The sequence below is a fragment of the Burkholderia sp. Bp9090 genome (genome assembly GCF_003857985.1).
In the GTDB taxonomy this organism is placed as follows: domain Bacteria; phylum Pseudomonadota; class Gammaproteobacteria; order Burkholderiales; family Burkholderiaceae; genus Burkholderia.
In genome coordinates this window covers 32,407-54,516 of sequence record NZ_QTPV01000004.1, presented here as the reverse complement: position 1 = coordinate 54,516, position 22,110 = coordinate 32,407, and the positions used below count along the sequence as shown (strand labels likewise).

The 22,110-nt window shown below is 69.4% G+C and carries 23 protein-coding genes; 14 read left to right on the top strand and 9 right to left on the bottom strand.

Translation table 11 applies throughout. The features are described 5' to 3' along the window. Positions 1-993: a sulfonate ABC transporter substrate-binding protein gene (locus DIE16_RS05355; RefSeq protein ID WP_124891978.1), complete on the bottom strand. Its 993-nt coding sequence runs from the start codon at positions 991-993 to the stop codon at positions 1-3. Positions 994-1,200: 207 nt separating this feature from the next. Next, positions 1,201-1,608, bottom strand: a complete 408-nt coding sequence (locus DIE16_RS05350) for a DUF427 domain-containing protein (RefSeq protein WP_124668456.1) — start codon at positions 1,606-1,608, stop codon at positions 1,201-1,203. A gap of 360 nt (positions 1,609-1,968) precedes the next feature. On the opposite strand from DIE16_RS05350, the gene DIE16_RS05345 reads away from it, so the two are divergent. After that, positions 1,969-3,630, top strand: coding sequence for an ABC transporter substrate-binding protein (locus DIE16_RS05345; RefSeq protein ID WP_124488389.1), 1,662 nt, complete (start codon positions 1,969-1,971; stop codon positions 3,628-3,630). 42 nt (positions 3,631-3,672) lie between these two features. Here DIE16_RS05345 and DIE16_RS05340 read toward each other — a convergent pair whose 3' ends face one another. The 6 genes from DIE16_RS05340 to DIE16_RS05315 form a co-directional block, all read right to left on the bottom strand. Then, complete coding sequence (locus DIE16_RS05340) at positions 3,673-4,620, bottom strand: TauD/TfdA family dioxygenase (protein ID WP_124891977.1); 948 nt, start codon at positions 4,618-4,620, stop codon at positions 3,673-3,675. Between the two features lie 169 nt (positions 4,621-4,789). Further along, positions 4,790-5,746 (bottom strand): TauD/TfdA family dioxygenase, encoded by a 957-nt coding sequence (locus DIE16_RS05335; protein WP_044843861.1) that lies wholly within the window; start codon positions 5,744-5,746, stop codon positions 4,790-4,792. A gap of 162 nt (positions 5,747-5,908) precedes the next feature. After that, positions 5,909-6,760 carry an ABC transporter ATP-binding protein gene (locus tag DIE16_RS05330; protein WP_124891976.1) on the bottom strand — a complete coding sequence of 284 codons (852 nt, stop codon included), beginning with the start codon at positions 6,758-6,760 and terminating at the stop codon, positions 5,909-5,911. Between the two features lie 35 nt (positions 6,761-6,795). After that, the gene (locus DIE16_RS05325) at positions 6,796-7,620 is read right to left on the bottom strand and encodes an ABC transporter permease (protein WP_124891975.1); all 825 of its coding nucleotides are present in this window, start codon (positions 7,618-7,620) and stop codon (positions 6,796-6,798) included. A 24-nt stretch (positions 7,621-7,644) separates the two neighbouring features. After that, on the bottom strand, positions 7,645-8,484 hold the full coding sequence (locus tag DIE16_RS05320; RefSeq protein ID WP_124891974.1) for an ABC transporter permease: 840 nt from the start codon (positions 8,482-8,484) through the stop codon (positions 7,645-7,647). Positions 8,485-8,499: 15 nt separating this feature from the next. Further along, entirely contained in the window at positions 8,500-9,582 is a 1,083-nt protein-coding gene (locus tag DIE16_RS05315) for an ABC transporter substrate-binding protein (RefSeq protein ID WP_124891973.1), read from the bottom strand. 146 nt (positions 9,583-9,728) lie between these two features. Here DIE16_RS05315 and DIE16_RS05310 point away from each other — a divergent pair, with 146 nt between their 5' ends. The 13 genes from DIE16_RS05310 to DIE16_RS05250 all read left to right on the top strand — a co-directional run bounded on the left by DIE16_RS05310 (position 9,729) and on the right by DIE16_RS05250 (position 20,881). Beyond that, entirely contained in the window at positions 9,729-10,052 is a 324-nt protein-coding gene (locus DIE16_RS05310; RefSeq protein ID WP_124891972.1) for a hypothetical protein, read from the top strand. A gap of 314 nt (positions 10,053-10,366) precedes the next feature. Then, entirely contained in the window at positions 10,367-10,549 is a 183-nt protein-coding gene (locus DIE16_RS05305) for a Flp family type IVb pilin (protein ID WP_044843866.1), read from the top strand. Between the two features lie 88 nt (positions 10,550-10,637). Then, entirely contained in the window at positions 10,638-11,117 is a 480-nt protein-coding gene (locus tag DIE16_RS05300) for a prepilin peptidase (RefSeq protein ID WP_124668462.1), read from the top strand. A 19-nt stretch (positions 11,118-11,136) separates the two neighbouring features. Beyond that, positions 11,137-12,168 (top strand): Flp pilus assembly protein CpaB, encoded by a 1,032-nt coding sequence (cpaB, locus tag DIE16_RS05295; RefSeq protein WP_124891971.1) that lies wholly within the window; start codon positions 11,137-11,139, stop codon positions 12,166-12,168. Between the two features lie 53 nt (positions 12,169-12,221). Continuing rightward, positions 12,222-13,601, top strand: a complete 1,380-nt coding sequence (locus tag DIE16_RS05290; RefSeq protein ID WP_124891970.1) for a type II and III secretion system protein family protein — start codon at positions 12,222-12,224, stop codon at positions 13,599-13,601. 14 nt (positions 13,602-13,615) lie between these two features. Beyond that, complete coding sequence (locus tag DIE16_RS05285) at positions 13,616-13,999, top strand: CpaD family pilus assembly lipoprotein (protein ID WP_044843870.1); 384 nt, start codon at positions 13,616-13,618, stop codon at positions 13,997-13,999. Positions 14,000-14,021: 22 nt separating this feature from the next. Continuing rightward, on the top strand, positions 14,022-15,245 hold the full coding sequence (locus tag DIE16_RS05280; RefSeq protein WP_124488399.1) for an AAA family ATPase: 1,224 nt from the start codon (positions 14,022-14,024) through the stop codon (positions 15,243-15,245). Next, complete coding sequence (locus DIE16_RS05275) at positions 15,242-16,654, top strand: CpaF family protein (RefSeq protein WP_124524163.1); 1,413 nt, start codon at positions 15,242-15,244, stop codon at positions 16,652-16,654. Before DIE16_RS05280 ends, DIE16_RS05275 begins: the two co-directional genes overlap by 4 nt. After that, on the top strand, positions 16,651-17,628 hold the full coding sequence (locus DIE16_RS05270; protein WP_124488401.1) for a type II secretion system F family protein: 978 nt from the start codon (positions 16,651-16,653) through the stop codon (positions 17,626-17,628). Before DIE16_RS05275 ends, DIE16_RS05270 begins: the two co-directional genes overlap by 4 nt. After that, complete coding sequence (locus tag DIE16_RS05265; RefSeq protein WP_124521150.1) at positions 17,625-18,569, top strand: type II secretion system F family protein; 945 nt, start codon at positions 17,625-17,627, stop codon at positions 18,567-18,569. The genes DIE16_RS05270 and DIE16_RS05265 overlap by 4 nt, the downstream gene beginning before the upstream one ends. Continuing rightward, a complete protein-coding gene (locus DIE16_RS05260) occupies positions 18,566-19,423 on the top strand; it encodes a lipopolysaccharide assembly protein LapB (RefSeq protein WP_124891969.1) in 858 nt (285 codons plus the stop codon). Before DIE16_RS05265 ends, DIE16_RS05260 begins: the two co-directional genes overlap by 4 nt. After that, on the top strand, positions 19,420-19,848 hold the full coding sequence (locus tag DIE16_RS05255; RefSeq protein ID WP_044843875.1) for a TadE/TadG family type IV pilus assembly protein: 429 nt from the start codon (positions 19,420-19,422) through the stop codon (positions 19,846-19,848). Before DIE16_RS05260 ends, DIE16_RS05255 begins: the two co-directional genes overlap by 4 nt. Continuing rightward, positions 19,841-20,881 (top strand): TadG family pilus assembly protein, encoded by a 1,041-nt coding sequence (locus DIE16_RS05250; RefSeq protein WP_124521146.1) that lies wholly within the window; start codon positions 19,841-19,843, stop codon positions 20,879-20,881. The genes DIE16_RS05255 and DIE16_RS05250 overlap by 8 nt, the downstream gene beginning before the upstream one ends. Here DIE16_RS05250 and DIE16_RS05245 read toward each other — a convergent pair. Next, positions 20,845-22,107, bottom strand: coding sequence for a glycosyltransferase family 87 protein (locus DIE16_RS05245; RefSeq protein WP_260434350.1), 1,263 nt, complete (start codon positions 22,105-22,107; stop codon positions 20,845-20,847). The two genes, DIE16_RS05250 and DIE16_RS05245, sit on opposite strands and share 37 nt — an antisense overlap. Positions 22,108-22,110: the final 3 nt, after the last annotated feature.

Below are 22,110 nucleotides of genomic sequence, written 5' to 3'. Positions count from 1 at the left end.
TCAGCGCGCGTTGGCTACCGTCACCTTGCCGGGAATCAGCTTCAGCGTGCTGAACGCGTCGGCGATGCCCTGCTGGTACGCCAGCGTCGCATCGGTGACGGGCTGCACGCCGTAGCCGGCACGCTTGAGCGCGACTTCGAGCGTCGGCGCGTCGAGGCCGACGAGCGGCGACAGTTGCGCGGCGACTTCCGGCACATGATCGCGCCCCCAGCGATCGACCGCGTCGACTTCCTCTAGCAGCGTGCGCAGCACCTGCGGCTGCGCGGTCGCATACTTGCGCGCGGCGAGGTAGTACTGCGTGTTGCGCACGAGCCCGTCGCCGTCCGCGATCACGCGTGCGCCGAGCTGCCGTTCGGCCGCGGCCAGGTACGGATCCCAGATCACCCACGCGTCGACGTTGCGCTGCACGAACGCGGCGCGCGCGTCGGCGGGCGTCAGGTAGATCGGCTGGATGTCGGCATACGTGAGGCCCGCATGCTCCAGCGCCTTCACGAGCAGGTAGTGGACGTTCGAACCCTTGTTGAACGCGACCTTCTTGCCGCGCAGCTGCGCGACGGTGCGGATCGGCGAATCGGGCAGCACGACGATCGCCTCGCCGTGCGGCGCGGGCGGTTCGTTGCCGATATAGACGAAATCGACGCCCGCGGCCTGCGCGAAGATCGGCGGCGTTTCGCCGACCGTGCCGACGTCGATCGCGCCGGCGTTCAGCCCCTCGAGCAATTGCGGACCGGCCGGGAATTCGAGCCACTGGACCGCCACGCCCTGGCTTGCGAGCCGCTTCTCGAGCGTGCCGCGCGCCTTGAGTATGACGAAGTTGCCGTATTTCTGGAAACCGATGCGCAGCCGCTTGTCGCTGCCCTGGGCCAGTGCAGGCATGCCCGCGAGCGGGCCGAGCGCGAGCCCGGCCAGTCCGGCGGCCGCGCCGTGCAGCCACTGGCGGCGGCGAGGGTTTGCCGGGGTCGTTTCAAGATCTGCGTGCGGTAGGTCGTTCATCGAGGCGTCCTGCTGGCGGGTTCACGGGTCGCGCGGGCTGTCGGCGCGACCGGCACGGGACGCAGCCGGATGCGGTCGATGCGCGCGGCCGGCCGCGCCCGCGCCGGATGGACGACGATACGGCCGCGCGGGCTGGCGGCCAACCAACGAATCCGCATATGCAAATCAGCGGGCGGACAATACGTGAACGCCGGCGCGGCGCCGCGCTCAATCGGTGCCGAGCGGGCTTTCCTCGATCGCGTCGACGCGATCCGGATAGAACGCGAGGTGCGCGCGGATCGATTCGACGGCCGGGTTCGGATGCTCGTACGTCCACACCGCGTTGGTCGAGCGTGCGCCGCCGACGGGAATCGAGTAGTACGCGCAATCGCCCTTGTACGGGCAGTACGTCGCATGGTCGGTGCGTTGCAGCAGCGCCATGTCGGCATCCTCGCGCGGAACGTACAGCACGGCCGGATAGCTGGCTTCGCGCAGCGCGAGGGCACGGCGCGTATCGGCGACGATCTTGCCGGCCACCTTGACCACGACGCGCGACGGGTGCGGTTCGATCGTGATCGGATGATCGGGGCCCGGCGACTTCACGGGACGAGAGGGCGTAGCGGGGTTGAGCGACATCGTGGGTCCTCCAGGAAGGGGCGGCGCGCCGGCAGGCACGCCGCGCCGGAACGCGTGCGCCGGGCGTATCCCCGCGCACCGCTGCCGGCGTTGACCAACCGATACGATGCGCCCATTCCGGAGAACCTGCAGGGGGCCGGAAGGACGCGTCGCGAACGGCGTCGATGCACGACGCGGGGCGGGCCGCTGCAGCGGCATTCGCACGCATGTCCGCGGTGCTCGCGCGGACGTTTCCATGCGGCGGCAGCGGGATGCATCCGCGGCGATAAGCAACGCGGAATTAATTGGTAAGCGATCGGCGGGCGGCGCGCGAAGATCGGCGGTCGTCATTCGCATGACAGTCCTTCCCTGACCGCCACCATGAAGATTCCATTCGTTTCATCGGCCGCGCATCGTGCGCGGCACACCTCCGTTGCCGTTGCAGTGCTGCGCGGCGTGGCCGCATCGCTGCTGCTCGCCGGCACGGTCACGCATGCGTTCGCGGCGCCGGCCGGCAAGACGCTCGTGTACTGCACCGAAGGCAGCCCGGCCGGCTTCGATCCGGGCCAGCACACGACCAGCACCGATTTCGACGCGAGCACGTACACGGTCTACAACGGGCTCGTGCAGTTCAAGCGCGGCACGCTCGATCTCGTGCCGTCGCTCGCGACGAGCTGGGACGTGTCGTCCGACCAGCGCGTCTACACGTTCCACCTGCGGCGCGGCGTGAAGTTCCAGACGACCGCGTGGTTCACGCCGACGCGTCCGTTCCAGGCGGACGACGTCGTGTTCACGTTCCGCCGGATGCTCGATCCCGACGATCCGTTCCGCAAGGCCTACCCGGTCAGTTTCCCGTACTTCAGCGATCTCGGGTTCGACCGCAACATCGAGCGCATCGAAAAGCTCGACGACGATACGGTGCGCTTCGTGCTGAAGCAGCCCGACGTCGTGTTCGTGCGCAATCTCGCGATGGCGTTCGCGTCGATCCTGTCGGCCGAATATGCGTCGCAGTTGACGGCGCGCCATCGCGAAGCCGACATCAACCAGCTCCCGGTCGGCACGGGACCGTTCCAGCTGCGCGCGTACCAGAAGGACGCCGTGATCCGCTACGACGCGAATCCCGACTACTGGAAGCCGGACGACGTGAAGCTCGCGCATCTCGTGTTCGCGATCACGCCCGATCCGGCCGCGCGCCTGCAGAAGCTCACGGCCGGCGAGTGCCAGGTGTCGGTGTTCCCGCGGCCGGCCGATCTCGAGACGGTGCGGCGCGATCCGAAGCTGACGCTGTTTTCGGGGACGGGCTTCAACGTCGGCTTCGTCGCGTACAACACGCAGCATCCGCCGCTCGATCGCGTCGACGTGCGGCGCGCGCTCGACATCGCGATCGACAAGACGGCGATCATCAAGACCGTGTTCAACGGCGACGCGACGATCGCGACGAACCCGATGCCGCCCGCGCAATGGTCGTACAACCCGCGCCTGAAGGATGCGCCGCGCGATCCGGCCGCCGCGAAGGCGCTGCTCGCGCAGGCGGGATTCCCGAACGGCTTCGACCTCACGCTGTGGGCGATGCCGGTGCAGCGCCCGTACAACCCGAACGCACAGCTGATGGCGCAGCTGATCCAGCAGGACTGGGCGAAGATCGGCGTGCGCGCGAAGATCGTCAGCTACGAGTGGGGCGAATACAATCGCCGCGCGAAACGCGACGGGCAGCACGACGCGATCCTGTACGGCTGGTCGGGCGACAACGGCGACCCCGACAACTGGCTCGGCACGCTGCTCGGCTGCGAGGCGGTGCACGGCAGCAATCTCGCGAAGTGGTGCAACGCGGATTTCGAGCGGCTCGTCAGCGCGGCGCGCACGAACTCGGACGTCGCGAAACGCACGTCGCTCTACGAGCAGGCACAGGTCGTCTTCAAGGATCAGGTGCCGTTCACGCCGATCGCGACGTCGATCGTGTCGCTGCCGATCTCGAAGCGCGTGCACGGGCTGACGTTCTCGCCGCTCGGCGGGCACCGGTTCGACGGCGTGTGGCTGGATTGAGGCAGGAAGCCGGCGCGGATGCGCCGGCTGTCGACACGGCGGTCAGTTCAGCGCGACCGCGGCCGCTGCCTCGACCGGCGAGCCTTCGAGCGCGACGGACGCCCGGCCGTCGGGGCCGACCGGCACGTCGCCGATGAGCGTCGTGCGGTAGAGCTGGCGATCGAAGTCGAGATCGAAGATGTCGACCGGCGCGAGATGCGCGGTCGCGCGGTTGTCCCAGAACGCGATGCTGCGCGGCTCCCACTTGAAGCGGATCGTGAATTCCGGCCGCGTCACGTGTTCCCACAGCAGTTCGAGCAGGGCCTGGCTCTCGCGCGGCGTGAGCCCGACGATCGACTTCAGGAAACTCGGGCTCACGTACAGCGCGCGTTCGCCGGTCTCCGGATGCACGCGCACCAGCGGATGCTCGGTCACGAGCGGGCGGCGCTCGACGGCTTCGTCGAATGCGCCGGTCGCGCGTGCACCGGGCGGCGGCGTGAAGCGATGGATGCCGCGCAAGCCGTCGACGAAGCCGCGCAGCGGTGCGGACAGCGTTTCATAGGCGCGCACGAGGTTGGTCCAGTGCGTGTCGCCACCGTACGGCGGAATCGTCACGCCGCGCAGGATCGACGCCCACGGCGGATTGACGGCGGCCGTCACGTCGGTGTGCCAGCCCGTCCACGGCCGGCGTACCGGCTCGCCTTCGAAACGCGTCGCCTTGCGATGCTTCGCGATCGAATAGACGGCCGGATGACCGTCGACGTGGCCGAACACCGGGTGGCCGACGGTCGGCTCGCCGAACTGCGCGGAGAACGCGACATGCTGCTCGTGCGTGAGGAACTGCTCGCGGAAGAAGATCACGCGCCATTTCAGCAGTGCGGCGCGAATCGCGGCGATCTGCGGCGTGGTCAGCGGCTGGGTGAGGTCGATGCCGCGGATCTCCGCGCCGATGTGGGCGGACAGCGGGATCACGTCGACCGGCTCGGAGGCGGGTACGGGTAGAGCGCTCATGCGACGCTCCTGGCGGAAGTGAACGGGGCGGACGGACGGCGACATCGTTGCGCATGCAAGCGTCGGCCCGGTGGCGGGAAGGTCATGGTCGGATCCTCCGGTCGGGAAGGCGGGAATGCAGGGTGGCGCCGGCACGGTGGCGACCGAAGCCGCCACCGTGCGGCGAACGTCATTGCAGCGTCGCGCCCGGCCCCTTCAGCACGACGCTGCGGCGGCCGTCGATGCCGACCGGCACGTCGCCGTGAACGGTCGCGCGACGCACGACGCGGCGCGCATCGCCGTAGTCGTTGATCGCGTAGTGCTGCGTCGCGCGGTTGTCCCAGATCGCGACGTCGCCTTGCTGCCAGTTCCAGCGCACGGTGTTCTCGAGGCGCGTCACGTGTTCGTGCAGCACCTGCAGCAGATGGGCGGAATCCTGCGACGACAGCCCCTTGATCTTCTGCACGAAGTGTCCGAGCACGAGCGTGCGCTCGCCGGTCTCCGGATGCACGCGCACGACCGGATGTTCGGTTTCGTAGACGGTCGACGTGAACACTTCGCGGTAGCGCTTCAGTTGCGTGTCGTCGGCATGCACGTGCGTCGACGCGTAGTCGTACGCGTTCGTGTGCACCGCCCACAGCGTGTCGGCGAGCGCGCGCAGCGACTCGGGAAGATGCGTGTATGCGGCCGCCGTGTTGGCCCACACGGTGTCGCCGCCGAACGGCGGAATCACGACCGCGCGCAGGATCGACACCTTCGGGTACGCGTCGACGAACGTCACGTCGGTGTGCCACGAATTGGCGCGCGCGCCGTGCGCGGAATCGAGTTCGAGCAGGTGCGCGCTGCCGTCGACGGAGGGCACGGTCGGGTGGGCGACCGTCTCGCCGAAGCGGCGCGCGAAGGCTTCCTGCGCGGTGTCGTCGAGATGGCCCTGGTTGCGGAAGAACAGCACCTTGTGGCGCAGCAGCGCGGCCTGGATCGCGTCGAACGTCGCGTCGTCGAGCGTGCCCGACAGCCGGACACCGGCGATTTCGGCGCCGATCCGGCCGGCGACCTGGCGAAGCTGAAGCGGGACGGCGGCCGTGCGCGGCGCGGCGGCGTGCGAAGCATGCGATGACGGGTGAGCGGCGTGCTGGACTTCGGACATCGGGAGTCTCCTGGGTCGGGTCGATCGAGTCTCCATTCAAGCAGGGACCGCGCGGAACCGGAACCGATGAATCGTCACAACCTTAGTGCGCGCCGTGATGATCGATATGTGTCGGCATGCTGAGCGTTTCGGGCACGGCATCGGGCCGGCCGCGTGAGCGCATCACCACGCGAGCCGCCATGCGCCGATCCGGTGCGCATCGAGTGCCTCGTCACGGTTTGCCCGGCTGCCGCTGCCGCCGTTGCCGGGCGGTTCGAGATCGTCGAAATCGGCGAGCACCGCGTCGCGCAGCCGCGCGAATTCCGGCGAGTCGCGCCGGCGCGGCCGCGGCAACGCGATGTCGAGGATGCGCTCGATGCGCCCCGGACGCGGCGCCATCGTGACGACGCGATCGCCGAGATACACGGCTTCGTCGACGTCGTGCGTGACCAGCACCATCGTGATGCGTTCCTGTTCCCAGATGCGCAGCAGTTCGTTCTGCATCCGCGCGCGCGTCTGTGCATCGAGTGCGCCGAACGGTTCGTCGAGCAGCAGCACGCGCGGGCGATTCACGAGGCCGCGCGCGATCGCGACGCGTTGCGCCATGCCGCCCGACAGCTGGTTCGGGTACGCATGCTCGAAGCCGTTCAGCCCGACGAGCGCGATGTGCTCGGCTACCGCGCGCCGTTTGGCCGGTGCGTCGAGCGGCGCATTGCGCAGTGCGGCCTCGATGTTCTGCGCAACCGTCAACCACGGGAACAGCCGGTGATCCTGGAACACGATCCCGCGCTGCAGCGACGTGTCGCGCACCGTTTCGTCGCCGGCGCGGATTTCGCCCGCGTAGTCGGTATCGAGCCCGGCGATCAGGCGCAGCAAAGTCGACTTGCCGCAGCCGCTCGCGCCGACGATCGTGACGAACTCGCCGGCACGCACGTGCAGCGACACGTCGTCGAGCACGGCGAGCGATGCGCCGCGTTGCGCATAGCGTTTGCTCACGTGGAGGATATCGAGCGAATCGGAAGCGAGAGTCGTCATGGCGGAAAGGGAAGCAACGGGAAGGAAGAGGGCGATCAGCGGCGCAGCTCGCCGCGCCGGGCCAGCACCTTGCGCTCGATCGCACGCGCGACCGCGTTCAGCGCCCAGCCGGTCACGCCGACGACGATGATCCCGAACAGCACGAGATCCATCCGGAACTGCTCGCTGCCGTCGATCAGCGTGTTGCCGATCCCGGCGCCCGCGACGAGCAGGTACTCGGCGCCGAGCGTCGCGAGCCACGAGTAGATGAGGCCGAGATACAGCCCGGTGAAGATCGACGGCAGCGCGGCGGGCAGGATCACGTGGCGCACGAGCTGAAGCCGCGAATAACGCAGCGCGCGGGCCACGTCGACGTAGGTGCGCGGTACCGCATGAATGCCGTCGCACGTATGCGCGGCGACCGGCAGCAGCGCGGCGAGCGACAGGAACACGACCTTGGCGACGTCGCCGAGGCCGAACCAGACGGAAATCAGCGGAATCCACGCGAACAGCGAGATCTGCTTGAACGTGTCGAAGCTCGGGCCGACCATGCGCGCGGCGATGCGCGACAGCCCGAGCGCGGTGCCGAGCAGCAGGCCGCCGGTCGCGCCGATCGCGAAGCCGCACGCTTCGCGCGCGAGCGATGCCGACAATGCACGCGCCAGCGCGCCGCTGGTCGTTTGGGTCCACGCGGTGTGCAGCACGTCGGCCGGGCCGACCAGCAGCCCGCTCTTGACGAGGTGCGCGGACGACACGGCCCACCAGAGCGCGAGCGTGGCGAGCGGCAGGACGAAACCGCGCCAATCGGGCACGGGAAAGCGACGGGCGATCCTGACGGCGGGCGGTGGGGCGTCCGATGCGGACGTGGCGTCAAGCGGCATGGGAGGAGAATCCTTGAATCGGGTTCAACCGCGGAATGCGGACGGCACGCCGCGGCGCAGCCGTGCTTCGAGCGCGTCGAGCAGCCGGTTGATCGCGAGGCCGACCGCGCCGACCACGATCACCGCCGCCATCACGAGATCGAGCTGGAACAGCTGGCGCCCGTACACGATCAGGTAGCCGAGCCCTTCCGACGACGCGACGAGTTCGACGACGACGAGCGCGAGCCACGATTTCGTGAATGCGAGCCGCACGCCGGTCGCGAGCGTCGGAATCGCGGCCGGCAGCACGACGTGGACGATGCGCTGGCGGCGCGTATAGCCGAACACGCGCGCGGCTTCATCGAGCGCGGGCGGCGCCTGGCGGAACCCCTGCAGCGTGCTCATCGTCACGGGGACGAGCGCCGCATGCGCGATCAGCAGGTACTTCAGCGGCTCGCCGACGCCGACGAGCAGCAGCAGGAACGGCAGCCAGCCGAGCACGGGAATCTGCACGAGCGCGTTGAAGCCGGGCAGCACGTAGGCTTCGAGCGTGCGCGACAGGCCGAGCGCCGCGCCGGTCGCGAAACCGAGCAGCGTGCCGGCCGCGAAGCCGACCAGCACGCGCTGCAGGCTGATCAGCGTGTGGCGCGCGAGATCGCCGCTGGCCGCGAGCTCGGCGAGCGAGTCGGCGACGTGTGCGGGCGGCGGCAGGATCTGCGGTGCGATCCAGCCGCGCGCGCTACCGACGGTCCACAACACGAACAGCAGCGCGGGCAGCGCCCACGGCGCGAGCAGCCACGCCACGCGCTTCGCGGCCGCCGCGCGGGACGGCACGGCGCGCGCGTGCGGGTCGGACGACGGAATCGGGATCGCGGTGTCGCTCATCGGGGCGGGTCCGGGTCAGGAGAGGGGCTTTCCGGCCGCGTCGTAGCGCGGCCAGTAGTGCTCGAGGTGCTGCGCGCGCAACGCGTTGTCGAGGTACTTCGGCTCGAACCAGCCGTCGACGTCGACCGGCTGGCGGATCAGTTTCAGCTTCAGCGCGTCCTGGGCGACGGCCTTGTAGCGCGCGACGAGGAACGGATCGATCAGCGGCGACAGGCGGTCCTTCAGGCGCTGGTTCGCGTAGTCGGCCTGCCACGACGCATACGGCACGCCGCTTTTTTCCCACAGCCTGAACAGCGCATCGCGGTTCGCTTCGTCGGACGACCATTGCGCACCCTTGACCAGCGCGTTGACGACGCGTTGCACGATGTCCGGATGCGCGTGCTCGAAGTCGTCGAGCACGAGCAGGTGGGTCTGCCGCGTGTATTGCGGGCCGTCGTTCTGCGATTCGTAGATGATTTTCGCGAGGCCCGCGTCGCGCAGTTTGTACAACTGATAGTCGCCCACCGACGCGTCGATGCCCTTCGACGCGAGCGCGGCGAGCGAACTCGCGGAGTCGAGGTTGATCACGCGCAGGTCGCGTTCGCCGAGGCCGTTCTTCGCGAGCGCGTTGTCGGCGACGAGCTGCAGGTTCGTGCCGCGGAAGATCGACACGCGGCGGTCCTTCAGGTCGGTGATCGAGCGGATACCGGAGTCGGGCGGCACCGCGATCTTGACGCCCGAGCGCACGCTCGCGGCGAGCAGCAGGCGCGTCCTGATGCCGTTCGAGCGCGCGAGCACGGCCGGCAGGTCGCCCTGGTAGGCGAAGTCGAGCGCCTTGTTGGCGATCGCCTCGTTGACGGCCGGGCCCGCGCCCTTGAAGAACAGCCACTGCACCTTGATGCCGTCGGCCGCGAATTCCTTTTCGACGAGTTGCTGCAACTGCACGGTGGCCGCGCTCGACCCGCCGAAGGTCGGCGGATCGCCGGTGCCCTGCTGGGCGACGCCGATGCGGATCGTGGCGGGCTTGTCGGCGTGCGCGGCGGCAGCGGGCAACGCAACGAGGGACGCGATCAGCAGCGATCGCAGCAGGCGCAGTGGAGACGGGAATCGGTCGATCATGGTGCGTCGGATGGTGAGGAGTCGAAATCGGGCCGGAGGGTGTCGAACCATTCTGGAGGACGCCTCGGGCGCGGGACAAGCAACGATTTGAACTATGCTTATCGCCGCGTTTCGGGTTGGCAAATCATGCATGGCGCCGATTGGAAATGGCGAGACAGGCGAGCGCGGCGTGCGGATCGAGCGTCGGTGACAGCGGCGCCAATCCGGATCGGGCAATGCGATCGGGTGCGCAAAATTTTCCGGATCATGCCGGCGTGCGCGAAAAAGATGCCGGGAAACGCACGCGCGAGTCCGTTTCAGGTGCGAACAGGAAAATCACGCGGCATATCGGAAAACTGAATAAAAATCATCGAATTGCAACGGCGTCGGCAACGATGCATCCCGGTATTAACATTCTTACTGCACGCCGCGCCGGGCTTGTTGCATCATGCCGAAAAGCGGCAAATGGCATGCGCGAATTTCATCGCTGAAGTGCACCGCCCATAAATACACTCTGACGCTAAATAGTTTGAAATCGCCAAAAAAATTGTCTATACCCTAGACGAATCGGTGTGAATTGCATTGTGCCAATGCAGCTATACAACCAGCGCGCATGTCGCGGCGGATTCCATTGCCGACCACCGCGCGTTGCAGCGATCGAATGGATTCCGGGGGATGCGCATGGCCCGACGACAGGGCTGCCGCATGAGTCATGAATGGGCGAAAACGCCGTGCGTGCCACCGAAGCAGCGCCGCTTCTTTTCACTCAACGGTCGATCACCGACCCCGTCACACGGAGGTTGTCATGCTGCAATACGTCAAGACCTTGCTGCGCGATGAACGCGGCGTCAGCTCGCTCGAGTACGCGGTTCTGGCCGGCATCGTCGTGGTCGCACTGGCGGCGGTCGGGGTGATCCTCAGCAGTACATCCGGCGGCTTGCCGGCCGTGTTCACCGCGCTGATCAACAAGGTCACGGCGCTGATCTGATCTCCTGAACCCGCGCGCCGCCGACGAACACACGGATCCGCAGCGGTACGACGTATCCAGCCGGGGCGCGCCGACGGACGGCTCTCCGATGCTCTTTCTCGTACAGTCGGCGGCGACGCTCGTGCTGGTGTCGCTCGCGACGCAGGATGTGCGCGCGCGGCACCTGTCCAATCGCGCGGTGCTGGCGTTCGCGATGCTGTATTTCGTTGCGGCGGCACTCGCGCGCGAAGGGCTCGCGCACCTCGCCGGTCACGTGGCGACCGCCGCGGCGATGCTGCTGCTGTTCGCCGGCCTGCGTCACGCGGGCTGGATCGCCGGCGGCGACGTGAAGCTCGCGGCGGCGGTATTCCTGTGGGCCGGCCCGGCGCTCGCGTTCCCGGTGTTGACGATCGTCGGTGCGAGCGGCGCCGCGTGCGGCGTCGCCGCGCTCGCGGCCGTCGCATGGCAGCGTCGCGCCGCGCCGGCGCGTACGATCGCGACGCGCGGCGTGCCGTACGGGATCGCGCTCGCGCTCGGCGGGGCGCTGGCCGTCTGGGCGCCGTTCCCTCACGCGGTTTCGCTTGCCTAGACCGGGGACGCACGCCGCCATGCCCAAACCCCTGAGAATGACCGTGCTGATCATTGCCGCCGCGATCGGCGCGTTCATCCTGCGCCAGCTGTATGTCGCCGCGTCGACGCCGCCGGTGCCCGGCGAAGCGGCCGAGGTGCGCGTGCGCGTCGCGGCGGCGGACCTGCCCGAAGGGCTGCTGCTGCGCGACAACGATCTCGCGTGGAAGCGCATGCCGCGCACGCAGGTGCCGGCCGGTGCGTTCGTCGAGTCGCAACCGGGCGCGGACCTGAAAGGCGCGCTGCTGCGCAATCGTGTCGACGCCGGCGCGCCGATCCGTGCGGACAACGTGATTCCGGGCGCCGCGCCGGATTTTCTCGCGGCCGCGCTGCAGCCCGGCATGCGCGCGATCTCGGTGCCGGTCGACGACGTGTCGGGCAACGCGGGGCTGATCCAGCCGGGCGACTTCGTCGACGTGGTGCTCACGCAGGAGATCGGCGGTTCCGCGACGTCGCCCGGCACGTTCGAAGCGGAGACGGTCGTGCGGCGCGCGCGCGTGCTCGCGGTCGGCTCGGAATTCCAGCGTGCGAAGACGCCTGCGAGTGCGCCGGACGTGCCGGCCCGCGCGCGCACGGTCACGCTCGAGGTCGCGCCGCGCACCGCGCAGGTCGTGCTGGTCGCGACGCGCCTCGGCTCGCTGTCGCTGTCGCTGCGCAGCTTCGCGACGAGCGATCGCCGGCAGGCGGCGGGCGGCGACGAAGCGGAGCCCGATACGCCGCCGGTGTGGGCCGGCGACGTGTCGCGCGCGGCGCGCCGTGCGCAGCCGGCGCAGCCCGCGAGAACGGAGGCCGGCACGCGGCCGGCGCCGCAGGGCAATACGGTCGTGATCTATCGCGGCTCGTCGGTCGACGACGGGTCGCGCGGCACCGGCACCGGCACGCCGGGCTTGCCGCCGCTGCCGTCCGGTTGGATGGGCACGCTGGTTGCGCCGGCGGCGCCCGCGGCACCCCCGGGCGGCAATGTCGCCGCGGATGCGACGGCGCAGGTGCCACGGATCGCGGCGCCGCAGTGAGCAGTGACGATTCGGGCCGGCCGCCCTGCGGCCGGCATTTGACGGGAACACGCATGGTGCGCATGGTTCGTTGGATGGCTTTCTGGTGCCTGGCCTGCATCGTCGCGCCGGGCGTCGCGCTCGCGCAGCGCGCGAGCGCGGCGGACGCCGGCGCGGCGTTGTCGATCGCGACCGGCAAGGGCGAGATGCTGTCGCTGTCCGAACCCGCGACCGCGATGTTCGTCGCGGACCCGAGCATCGCGGACATCCAGGTGCCGTCGCCGCGCACCGTGTTCGTGTTCGGCAAGAAGGCCGGCACCACCACGCTGATCGCGCTCGGCGCGAACCATCGGCCGATCCTGCGCCGCACGGTGATCGTGCAGGTCGACACCGCGTCGCTGCAGGCGGTGCTCGACAGCCGCTTTCCGCAATTGAAGCTGTCGGTGTCCGGCGCGCCGGGCTCGCTGATGGTGGCGGGCAAGGTGCCGAGCGCGGCCGACGCGGACGCCGTGATGCAGTCGCTCGCGCCTTACGTCAACGACAAGGAAAAGATCGTCAACCGGCTCACGCTGTCGCGCCCGATCCAGGTGAACTTGCGCGTGCGCGTGACCGAGGTGAGCCGCAACGTCACGCAGCAGCTCGGCATCAACTGGAGCTCGCTCGGCTCGGCCGGCAACTTCTTCGGCGGCTTGCTCAGCGGCCGCACGCTGTTCGATCCGACGACCAAGGTGTTCAACCTGTCGCCGACCGGTGCGTATTCGGTGCTCGGCGGCTTCCGCGCGGGGCGCTGGTCGATCGACGTCGTGCTCGACGCGCTCGATCAGGAAGGCCTGATCACGATGCTCGCGGAGCCGAATCTCACCGCGATGTCCGGGCAGACCGCGAGCTTTCTCGCGGGCGGCGAAATTCCGATTCCGGTCGCGCAGGCCGGCAACACCGGCGCGATCACGGTCGAGTTCAAGCCGTTCGGCGTGTCGCTCGACTTCACGCCGACCGTGCTCGCCGACAACCGGATCAGCCTGAAGGTGCGCCCGGAGGTGAGCGAGGTCGATTCGAACAACAGCGTGACGACCGGCAGCGTCAGGGTGCCGGGGCTCTCGGTGCGGCGCGTCGAGACGACGGTCGAGCTGTCGAGCGGGCAGAGCTTCGCGATCGGCGGGCTGCTGCAGAGCCAGACGGCGGATACCGTGGCGCAGGTGCCGGGGCTCGGCCGGCTGCCGATCATCGGCCGGCTGTTTTCGTCGAAGAACTTCCAGGACAACAAGACCGAGGTCGTCGTGATCGTGACGCCGTACATCGTGCAGCCGACCGGCCCCGGCCAGCTCGAGCAGGCGCTCGACACCGTCGCGCGGCCGAGCAGCGATCTCGAGTTCGCGATCCAGCGCAATCTCGGGCTCGACCTGCTGACGGGCGACACGCCGCGCCTCGTCGGCGCCGCGGGCTTCGTGTACTGACCGGAGGAGCGCGCATGCGAGTTCGAACCATCGTCGCCGCCTTGCCGCCACTGGTGCTTGCGGGCTGCTTCTCGGCGCCGCCGCCGCTCAACCTGCCCGATGCGCGCGCGATCGGCTTCGACGGCGTGCACGCGGTGCCGCCCGACTGCGCGAAGCTGATGCAGCCGTCGCATCTCGTCGATGCGGGGTTCGGGCGGCCCGGCGTGCCGTTCGGCTGCGCGACCTACACGAATCTCGCGACGATGCTCGCGCGGCCGGAAGACCTGGTCGCGCCCGTGCCGTACGGCGGCGCCGATGCGCAAGTCGCCGCCGACGCGGTGCGCCGCTACGTCGAGGATCGCGTGAAGCAGCCGGCTCCTGACAAGACGCTGACGACGACCGGCTCGCCCGGCCACTGACCCGCTCCCGATGCCCATCGCGATGCCGCCCATGAACGTCCTCGATCGCCAGAATGCCAAGCGCGCCGCCGCAGCCGGTGCGGCGGATCTCATCGCGGTCGTCTCCGATGCCGGCAGCGAAGACGTGATCCGCCGCGTCGCCCAGGACCTGTCGATCACGCGCGCCCACGTGCAGCCGGGCAATTGCGACGACGCGATCCGGCTGCTGCAGCAGCACGAGCGCTCGCCGCGCCAGCTGATCGTCGACGTGTCGGATTCGGTGCTGCCGGTGTCCGACCTGATGCGGCTCGCCGACGTGTGCGATCCGTCCGTGAGGGTGGTCGCGATCGGCACGCAGAACGACGTCGGGCTGTTCCGCAACCTGCTCGGCATCGGTGTGCAGGACTACATCGTGAAGCCGCTGACCGTCGAGTTGATGCGGCGCGCGTTGACCGCGACGGAATCGGTCGTGCAGGTGCGTACCGGCAAGATCGTCAGCTTCGTCGGCGCGCGCGGCGGCGTCGGCACGACGACGGTCGCGGTGAGTCTCGCGCGCTGCTTGGCGGGCGAGAAGCGCCGCCGCGTGGCATACGTCGACCTGAACCTGCACGGCGGCGGCGCGAACTCGCGGCTCGGGCTGTCGAGCAACAACGGACTGATCGAACTGCTGAACATGGAACAGCGTCCCGACGACGCGTTGTTCGACCGCATGTTCGTCACGAAGGGCGACCGCCTGCACGTGCTGTCGGCCGAACTGGCGTACGGCGACGACGCGCCGCTGCGCGACGATGCGATCGCGTCGCTCGTCGAGATGCTGAAGGACCGCTTCCATTACGTGCTGTTCGACGTGGGCAACCGCGCCGGCAAACTGTTCGAGGATGCGCTGACGGTGTCCGATCTCGTCTATATCGTCGCCGACCGCTCGGTGCATGCCGCGTACGAAGCCGCCCGGCTTGCGCGCTTCGTGAGGGAGCTGCCCGGCGAGCGGCTGCTGTCGATGATGCTGAACAACCCGCTCGAGCCGGTCAAGGGGCGCGTCGCGCCGGCCGACTTCGAGGACGCATTCGGCGGCGTGCGGCTGCGCGAGCTGCCGCACGAGCCGCAGACGCTCGCGGTCGCCGAGAACCTCGGCGAGCCGATCGAAGGCACGAAACGCCGCGGCTTCCTGGACGAGATCCGGCTGCTCGCGAACGGCATCACCGGCGAATCGACGGCCGTCGCGCAGCCGTGGTACGCGCGCTTCGTGAAATGGAGGAAAGGATCGTGACGTTCGGTACCCGCAAACGGCCGACGCCTGCGCCCGGGCCGGCGGCTTCTCCCGCCGCGCCGCCCGAAGGCGCACCGGTGCCGGGCCCGGCAGCGAGCCAGGCGCCCGCATCCGCGCGCGGGCTTGCGGTGGCCGATACCCACGAGGCGCTGATTCGTTCCGGCAAGTTCGACGCGATTCGCACCGCGGTGTTCTCGTCGATGAACATGTCGGCGGCGCTGATGAAGACGCGCGACGAAGTGCGCGCGGGCATCGAGCAGGTGGCCGCGCACACGGTCGAGCGCGAGCGCCTGAAGATCACGGCGGGCGAGCAGGTGCTGATCGTCGACGCGATCCTGAACGACATGTTCGGCGTCGGGCCGATCGAGCCGCTGCTCGCCGACGACACCGTCTCCGACATCCTCGTGAACGGCCCCGACCAGGTGTACGTCGAGCGCGCGGGCCGGCTCGAACTCACGCCGCTGAAGTTTCGCGACAACGCGCACGTGACGAGCGTCGCGCAGCGGATCGCGGCGGCGGTCGGGCGCCGCGTCGACGAGAGCAGCCCGATGGTCGACGCGCGGCTTGCCGACGGCAGCCGCGTGAACGTGGTCCTGCCGCCGATCGCGATGCGCGGCGCGTCGATCTCGATCCGCAAGTTCGCGAAGCGCGACATCACGCTCGCGCGGATGGCGCATCAGGGCAACATCTCGCACGGGATGCTGCAGGTGCTGAAGATCGCGTGCGCGTGCCGGCTGAACATCGTGATCTCCGGCGGCACCGGGTCGGGCAAGACGACGCTGCTCAACGCGCTGTCGCAACACATCGAGGAGCACGAACGGATCGTGACGATCGAGGATGCGGCCGAGTTGCAACTGCTGCAGCCGCACGTGGTGAGTCTCGAGACGCGGCCGGAGAATACGGAAGGGCTCGGCGGGATCTCGCAGCGCGACCTCGTGCGCAACGCGCTGCGGATGCGGCCCGACCGCATCATCCTCGGCGAAATCCGCGGCGCGGAAGCGTTCGACGTGCTGCAAGCGATGAATACCGGGCACGACGGCTCGATGACGACGATCCATGCGAACTCGCCGCGCGACGCGATCAGCCGGCTCGAAAGCATGGTGATGATGGCGAACGCGAACCTGCAGCTGCTGTCGATCCGCCGCCAGATCGCGAGCGCCGTGCACCTGTTCGTGCAGGTCGAGCGGATGCGCGACGGCGTGCGCCGCGTGACCCGGATCACCGAGATCGTCGGAATGGAAGGCGAGGTGGTGATCACGCAGGACCTGTTCGCGTTCCGCCAGGAAGGCGACACGACGCGGGATGTGGTGAAAGGCGTGTTCGAGGCGTCGTCGCTGCGGCCGGCGTTCGCGCCGCGCGCCGCGTACTACGGCGTCGAGGACGCGCTCACCGAGGTCTTCCGGCAATGAGCACCGCGGACCTGCTCGCGCTCGGCGCATTCGTCGTGATCCTCGCGGCGGGCCTCGCGCTGTCCGCGTGGCTGGACCGTGCGCGCCACACGCCGGAGCAGCGCATTCGCGAGCGGATGCGGCACCTTGCGCCGTCGCTGGCGGGTCGGGAAGCCGGTGCGGCCGCGGCACCCGGCATCGCGCTGTTCAACCTGCCGCGGCGGCAAAGCCGCGCGCGCGCGTGGCTGCAGCGCTACGTGACGCGCGTGCGGGCGGTTGGCGGCGAACGCGGGATGCGGATCGTCGTCGCCGGCACGATCGCCGGCGCGATTGCCGCGATCGTGGTGGTGCAACTCGTCGCGTTGCCGCACGCACTCCATCCGCTGATCTACGTCGGGCTGCCGCTGGTGGCGATGCGCGCCAGCTATCGCGCGCTGGTCGAGCGGTTCCGGCTGCGTTTTCTCGAAGCGTTCCCGGACGCGATCGACCTGATCGTGCGGGCGGTGCGCGCGGGCATTCCGGTCACGCAGGCGATCAGCACGGTGGGCGACAGCGCGGCGGAGCCGGTGCGCTCGACCTTTCGCTCGATGGGCGACAGCCTGCGCGTCGGCGCGGATCTTAAGGACGTGCTGACGCACGCGGCAGACCGGCTGATGATCGCGGATTTCTCGTTCTTCACCGTCTACCTGCTGCTGCAGCGCGAGACCGGCGGCAGCCTCGGCGAGACGCTCGACGAGCTGTCGAGCATCATCCGCACGCGCCGCGACATCCGCCTGAAGACACGCGCGTTGACCGCCGAGGGGCGGATCACGACGAAGATCATTTCGGCGGTGCCGTTCGTGATGATCGGCGCGCTGTTCCTCGTGAACCGCGCGTACGTGATGCTGCTGTTCGACACGCATGCCGGACGCGTGATGCTGACGATCGCCGCGGTGCTGCTGACGATCGGACTGCTGACGATTCACAAGATCTCGAAACTGGATACCGCGCGATGACGATGTCGATGCTGGCCGCCCGCGGCCTCGAACTGTTGCTGCTGCTCGCGTGCGTCGCGGCGGCGCTCGCGACGCCCGGCGGCGGCACGCGCCGGCGAATCGCGGAGCGCGTGCAGCAGGCGGCCGGGCAACGTCCGCTGTCGCTGGTAGCGGGGCGGCTGCAGCCGGGCGAGGTACGTCAGGACCTGACGCGGCGGCTCGCGCAACTCGGCGAGCGGTTGCCCGTGCTCGACCCGATGCAGCGTGTGAAGCTCGCGCTGCAGCTGACGCGCGCGGGCTTTCGCGAGCGGCGTGCGGTGTCGTCGATGATCGGCATCAAGCTGAGCTGCGGCGTGCTGCTCGCGGGCGTCGCGATCGTGTTCAGCCCGTACATTCCGCGCTTCGGCGAATACGTCGTGATCCGGGCGCTGGCGATGGTCGCCGCGTTCGTGATCGGCGTGATCGTGCCGGAATACGTGCTCGGCGCAATGATCCGGCGGCGCCGGCGGATCATCGCCGCGTGCTTTCCGGACGCCCTCGACCTGCTGGTGATCTGCACGATGGCCGGCAACAGCCTCGTATCGGGCGTGCGGCGCGTCGCGCGCGAACTCGAGCGCATCTGCCCGCCGCTCGCCGACGAGCTGACGGTATGCGCGGACGAGCTGACGCTGAGCGGCAACGTATCCGAAGCGCTCACGCATTTCGCGACGCGCGTCGACTTTGCGTCGGCGCGCTCGCTTGCCACGACGCTCACGCAATCGCAGCGCTTCGGCACGCCGATCACGCAGGCGCTGCGAACGCTGTCGCGCAGCGAGCGCACCGAGCAGATCGTCGCGCTCGAGGAGCAGGCCGCGAAGCTCGCGCCGAAGATCACGCTGCCGATGATGCTGTTCATCCTGCCGACGGTCGGCCTGATCGCGGCGGGCCCGGCGGCGATCCGACTGCTAGAGGTTTTTAAATGACACGATTCGCCATCCGTGCGTTCGCATTCGCGGCGGTGTTGCCGGTGCTGGCCGGCGGCTGCGCGCCGGGCATCCAGACGCGGCCGGCGCTGTCGCACAAGAGCGACGACCCGCAGGCCGAACTGCGCATTGCCGACAGCGCGCTCGCCGGCGGCAACGTCGATCTCGCGTCGACGCTGTACGAGAAGGTGCTCGCCCGGCATCCCGATTCGCTCCCGGCGCGCCTCGGGCTGGGCGACGTCAGCTACCGCGCGGGCGATCTGGAGCGCGCGCGGATTCTCTACGAGCAGGCACGACAGCAGGCACCCGCGGAACCCGGGCCGCAGGTCGGGCTCGCGCGCGTCGCGTTGCGGCAGCGCCGGCTCGACGAGGCCGCCCAGCGCTACCGCGAGCTGCTGGCCGCGCAGCCGAACCTGCCGCTCGCGGCGGAAGGGCTCGGCACGGTGCTCGACCTGCAGGGCCGCCATGAAGACGCGCAGGCCGTATACCGCGATGCGCTGCGCGTGCATCCGGATGCGCAGGGCTTGCGCGTCGACCTCGGGCTGTCGCTCGTGCTGAGCAACCGGCCGCGCGAAGGCGTGAACGTGCTGCTCGACGTGGCCGGGCTGCCCGATGCGCCGTGGCAGGCGCGCCAGAACCTCGCGTTCGCGTATGGCGTGCTCGGCAACACCGATTCGGCGAAGAAGCTGTTGTCGGCGGATCTGCCCGCATCGGCGGTGGCCGACAATTTGCGCGTCTACGAGGCAGTGCGCGCGCAGCTTGCGGCGCGCCCGGCGCCCGCCGCCGCACGACCGTCGACGGGGGCCGCGCTCGACCCGCACGCGCTGCCGCCCGCCGCGGGGGCGGCAAGATGACACGCCAGGCGATGGGCGTCCGTCACGCGCGCGGCGTCGTATCCCTCGAGTTCGTGCTGATGCTGCCGTTCCTGCTGATGGTGCTGATCGGCATCATCGACACGAGCCTGCTGCTGTGCGACAAGGCCGTCATCACGAACGCGAGCCGCGAGGCCGCGCGCGCGGGCGTCGTGCTGCGCGTGCCGATGCTGACCCCGACACAGATCGCCAACGTCGCATCGACCTACACGCAGAACAGCCTCATCACCGGCGGCACCGCGACGACGCCGACCATCACCGTGACGCAGGCGAACGGCACGACGGCCGGCACCGCGCTGACGGTCACGGTGACCTACACGTATTCGGGGCTGGTGCTGGGGTCGGCATTCAGCGCGCTCACCGGCCCGGTGACGATCTCGGCCAGCTCGGTGATGCTCTATGAATGACGCAGCCGGCACGCCATGCATCGGCGCCACGCGCGAGCGCGGCTCCGTCGCGCTGTTCTTCCTGCTGTTCCTGATTCCGCTGCTGTCATTCGGCGCGCTGGCGATCGACATCGCGTGGGTGGCCACGGTGCGCAACCAGTTGCAGAACGCCGCCGACGCGGCCGCGCTCGCGGCGGCCGACGCGATGATGTCGCCCACGGGCGGCGCGCTGAACTGGTCGCAGGCCGCGCCGGCGGCGAACGGCGTGATCGCGCAGAATGCGGCGGCAGGCGCGCCGCTCGCGACCGGCACGGTGACGACCGGGTACTGGAACGTGACGCGCAACCCCGCATCGATGCAGCCGACGACCATCACGCCCGGCCAATACGACGTGCCGGCGGTTCAGGTGACCGTGTCGCGCGCGCCGGGCGTGAACGGCGGCTCGATTCCGCTGCTGCTCGGCGGGCTGCTCGGCATTCCGGGCGCGTCCGGCAGCGCGACCGCGATCGCGGTGCTCGCCGCGCCGGGCGGGGTGGCGGCGGGCGGGCTCTTTCCGGTCGCGATCGACCAGTGCGTGTACAACCAGTACTGGAACACGCTGACCAACCAGCCGCTGATCAATCCGCTGACCAACCTGCCGTACGAATTCTCGATCACGAACGGCCAGACCTACGGCACGCTGTGCATGGGCGGCCAGTGGACGTCGTTCCTGTCGACCGCGACCGACACGACGACGATGGGCGGCCTGATGGTGACCGGCAACCCGACGACGCTCAATATCGGCGACAGCATCTATCTCGCGACCGGCGTGAAGGCGACGCTCTACACGTCGGTGCCGGTCGGCACGACGGTCGTGCTGCCGGTCGTCACGCAGACGGCGAGCAGCACCTACGTGCCGATCGTCGCGTTCGCGGCGTTCCGTATCGACGTGTCGCTCGGCGGCACGTACAAGTACATCCAGGGGCACTTCGTCGCCGGCGTGAAGATGACCGGCGTCGCGACGGGCGTCGGGCCGTACTACGGCGTGTACGTGCCGCCGCGGCTCGCGTTGTGAGCATCGTGCCGCGCGCGGCGCAGCAGCACGAGCAGCGCGAAGAGCGTCACGGCCGGGCCGATCTGCGGCAGCAGCAGCCACGGGTTCAGGTATTCGGCGACCGGCAGCGCCCACATCAGCGCGATCGCGGCCTGTTCGCCGCGCAGCCAGCCGTCACGCCAGCCGATCGACAGCATGCAGGCGATCGCGATGGCGAGCCACGCAAGTTCGTAGTGCCACACGTACGGGTTCGCCACGAGCGTCGCGACCGCCAGCACGGCGGCGCGCACGCGGGTATCGCGCGATTGCGTCCATGCGATGCACGCGGCGGCGATCGCGATTGCCGCAATACACGCTTGCGCGGCATAGGCGGCACCGAGCGGCACGCCCGCAAGCCGGAACGCCGCGAACGGCGTCGGCGACGCGAGCCAGAACACGACACCGTGTTCGAGGACGATCGATCGCGCGAGTCCGGTGCTGGCGACGAACAGGCGCAGCGACTCGATGCCGCAGACCAGGACGCTCAGCGCGACGAACGTGCCGGTGGCGAGCGCGGCCCATGCGATCGTGCGCCATGCGCGCACGGCGACCAGCACGAACGGGAACAGCAGCGCCATCTGCGGCTTGACCGACAGCAGGCCGATGCAGAGGCCCGCCCAGATCGGCCGCCGATCGGCCCAGTGGACGGCCAGCGCCGCGCACGACGCGGTCAGGAACGCGTTTTGCCCGAGCGTCGCTGTGACGAACACGCAAGGCGCGGCGGCCAGCGCGAGCGGGCCGACGCGCGATGCGCCCGGAATCGTGCCGAGACGCGAAACGCGCCACGCGACGAGGCCGAGCACGACGACGCCGATCGTGACGAACACCGGGTAACCGAGCGCGAAGGGCAGTAGCGCCAGCGGGGTCACGAGCAGCAAATAGGTGGGCGGGTACAGCCACGGGGCGAAGACGTCGCGGCGAAGATGCGTGAACAGGCCGGTCGTCAGCCGCGAGAAGGCGGAGAAGTCGTACGCCTGCGCCGGCGAGCCGTGCAGCATCACATACGAGGCCGACCAGAACACCGAGAAGTCGGCACCGGGGCGTGCCCCGATGCTCCCGGCCCCGTGACGAACGACGGTCGTCCAGATCGTGACGAACAGTGCGTCGAGCACGAGCATCAGCACGCTGTACACGACGACGCGCCGCAGCGTGAGCCACGCGCGCACGGGCCGCTCCGCCGAGCGCATCGATTCGCGGGGAATGTCCAATTG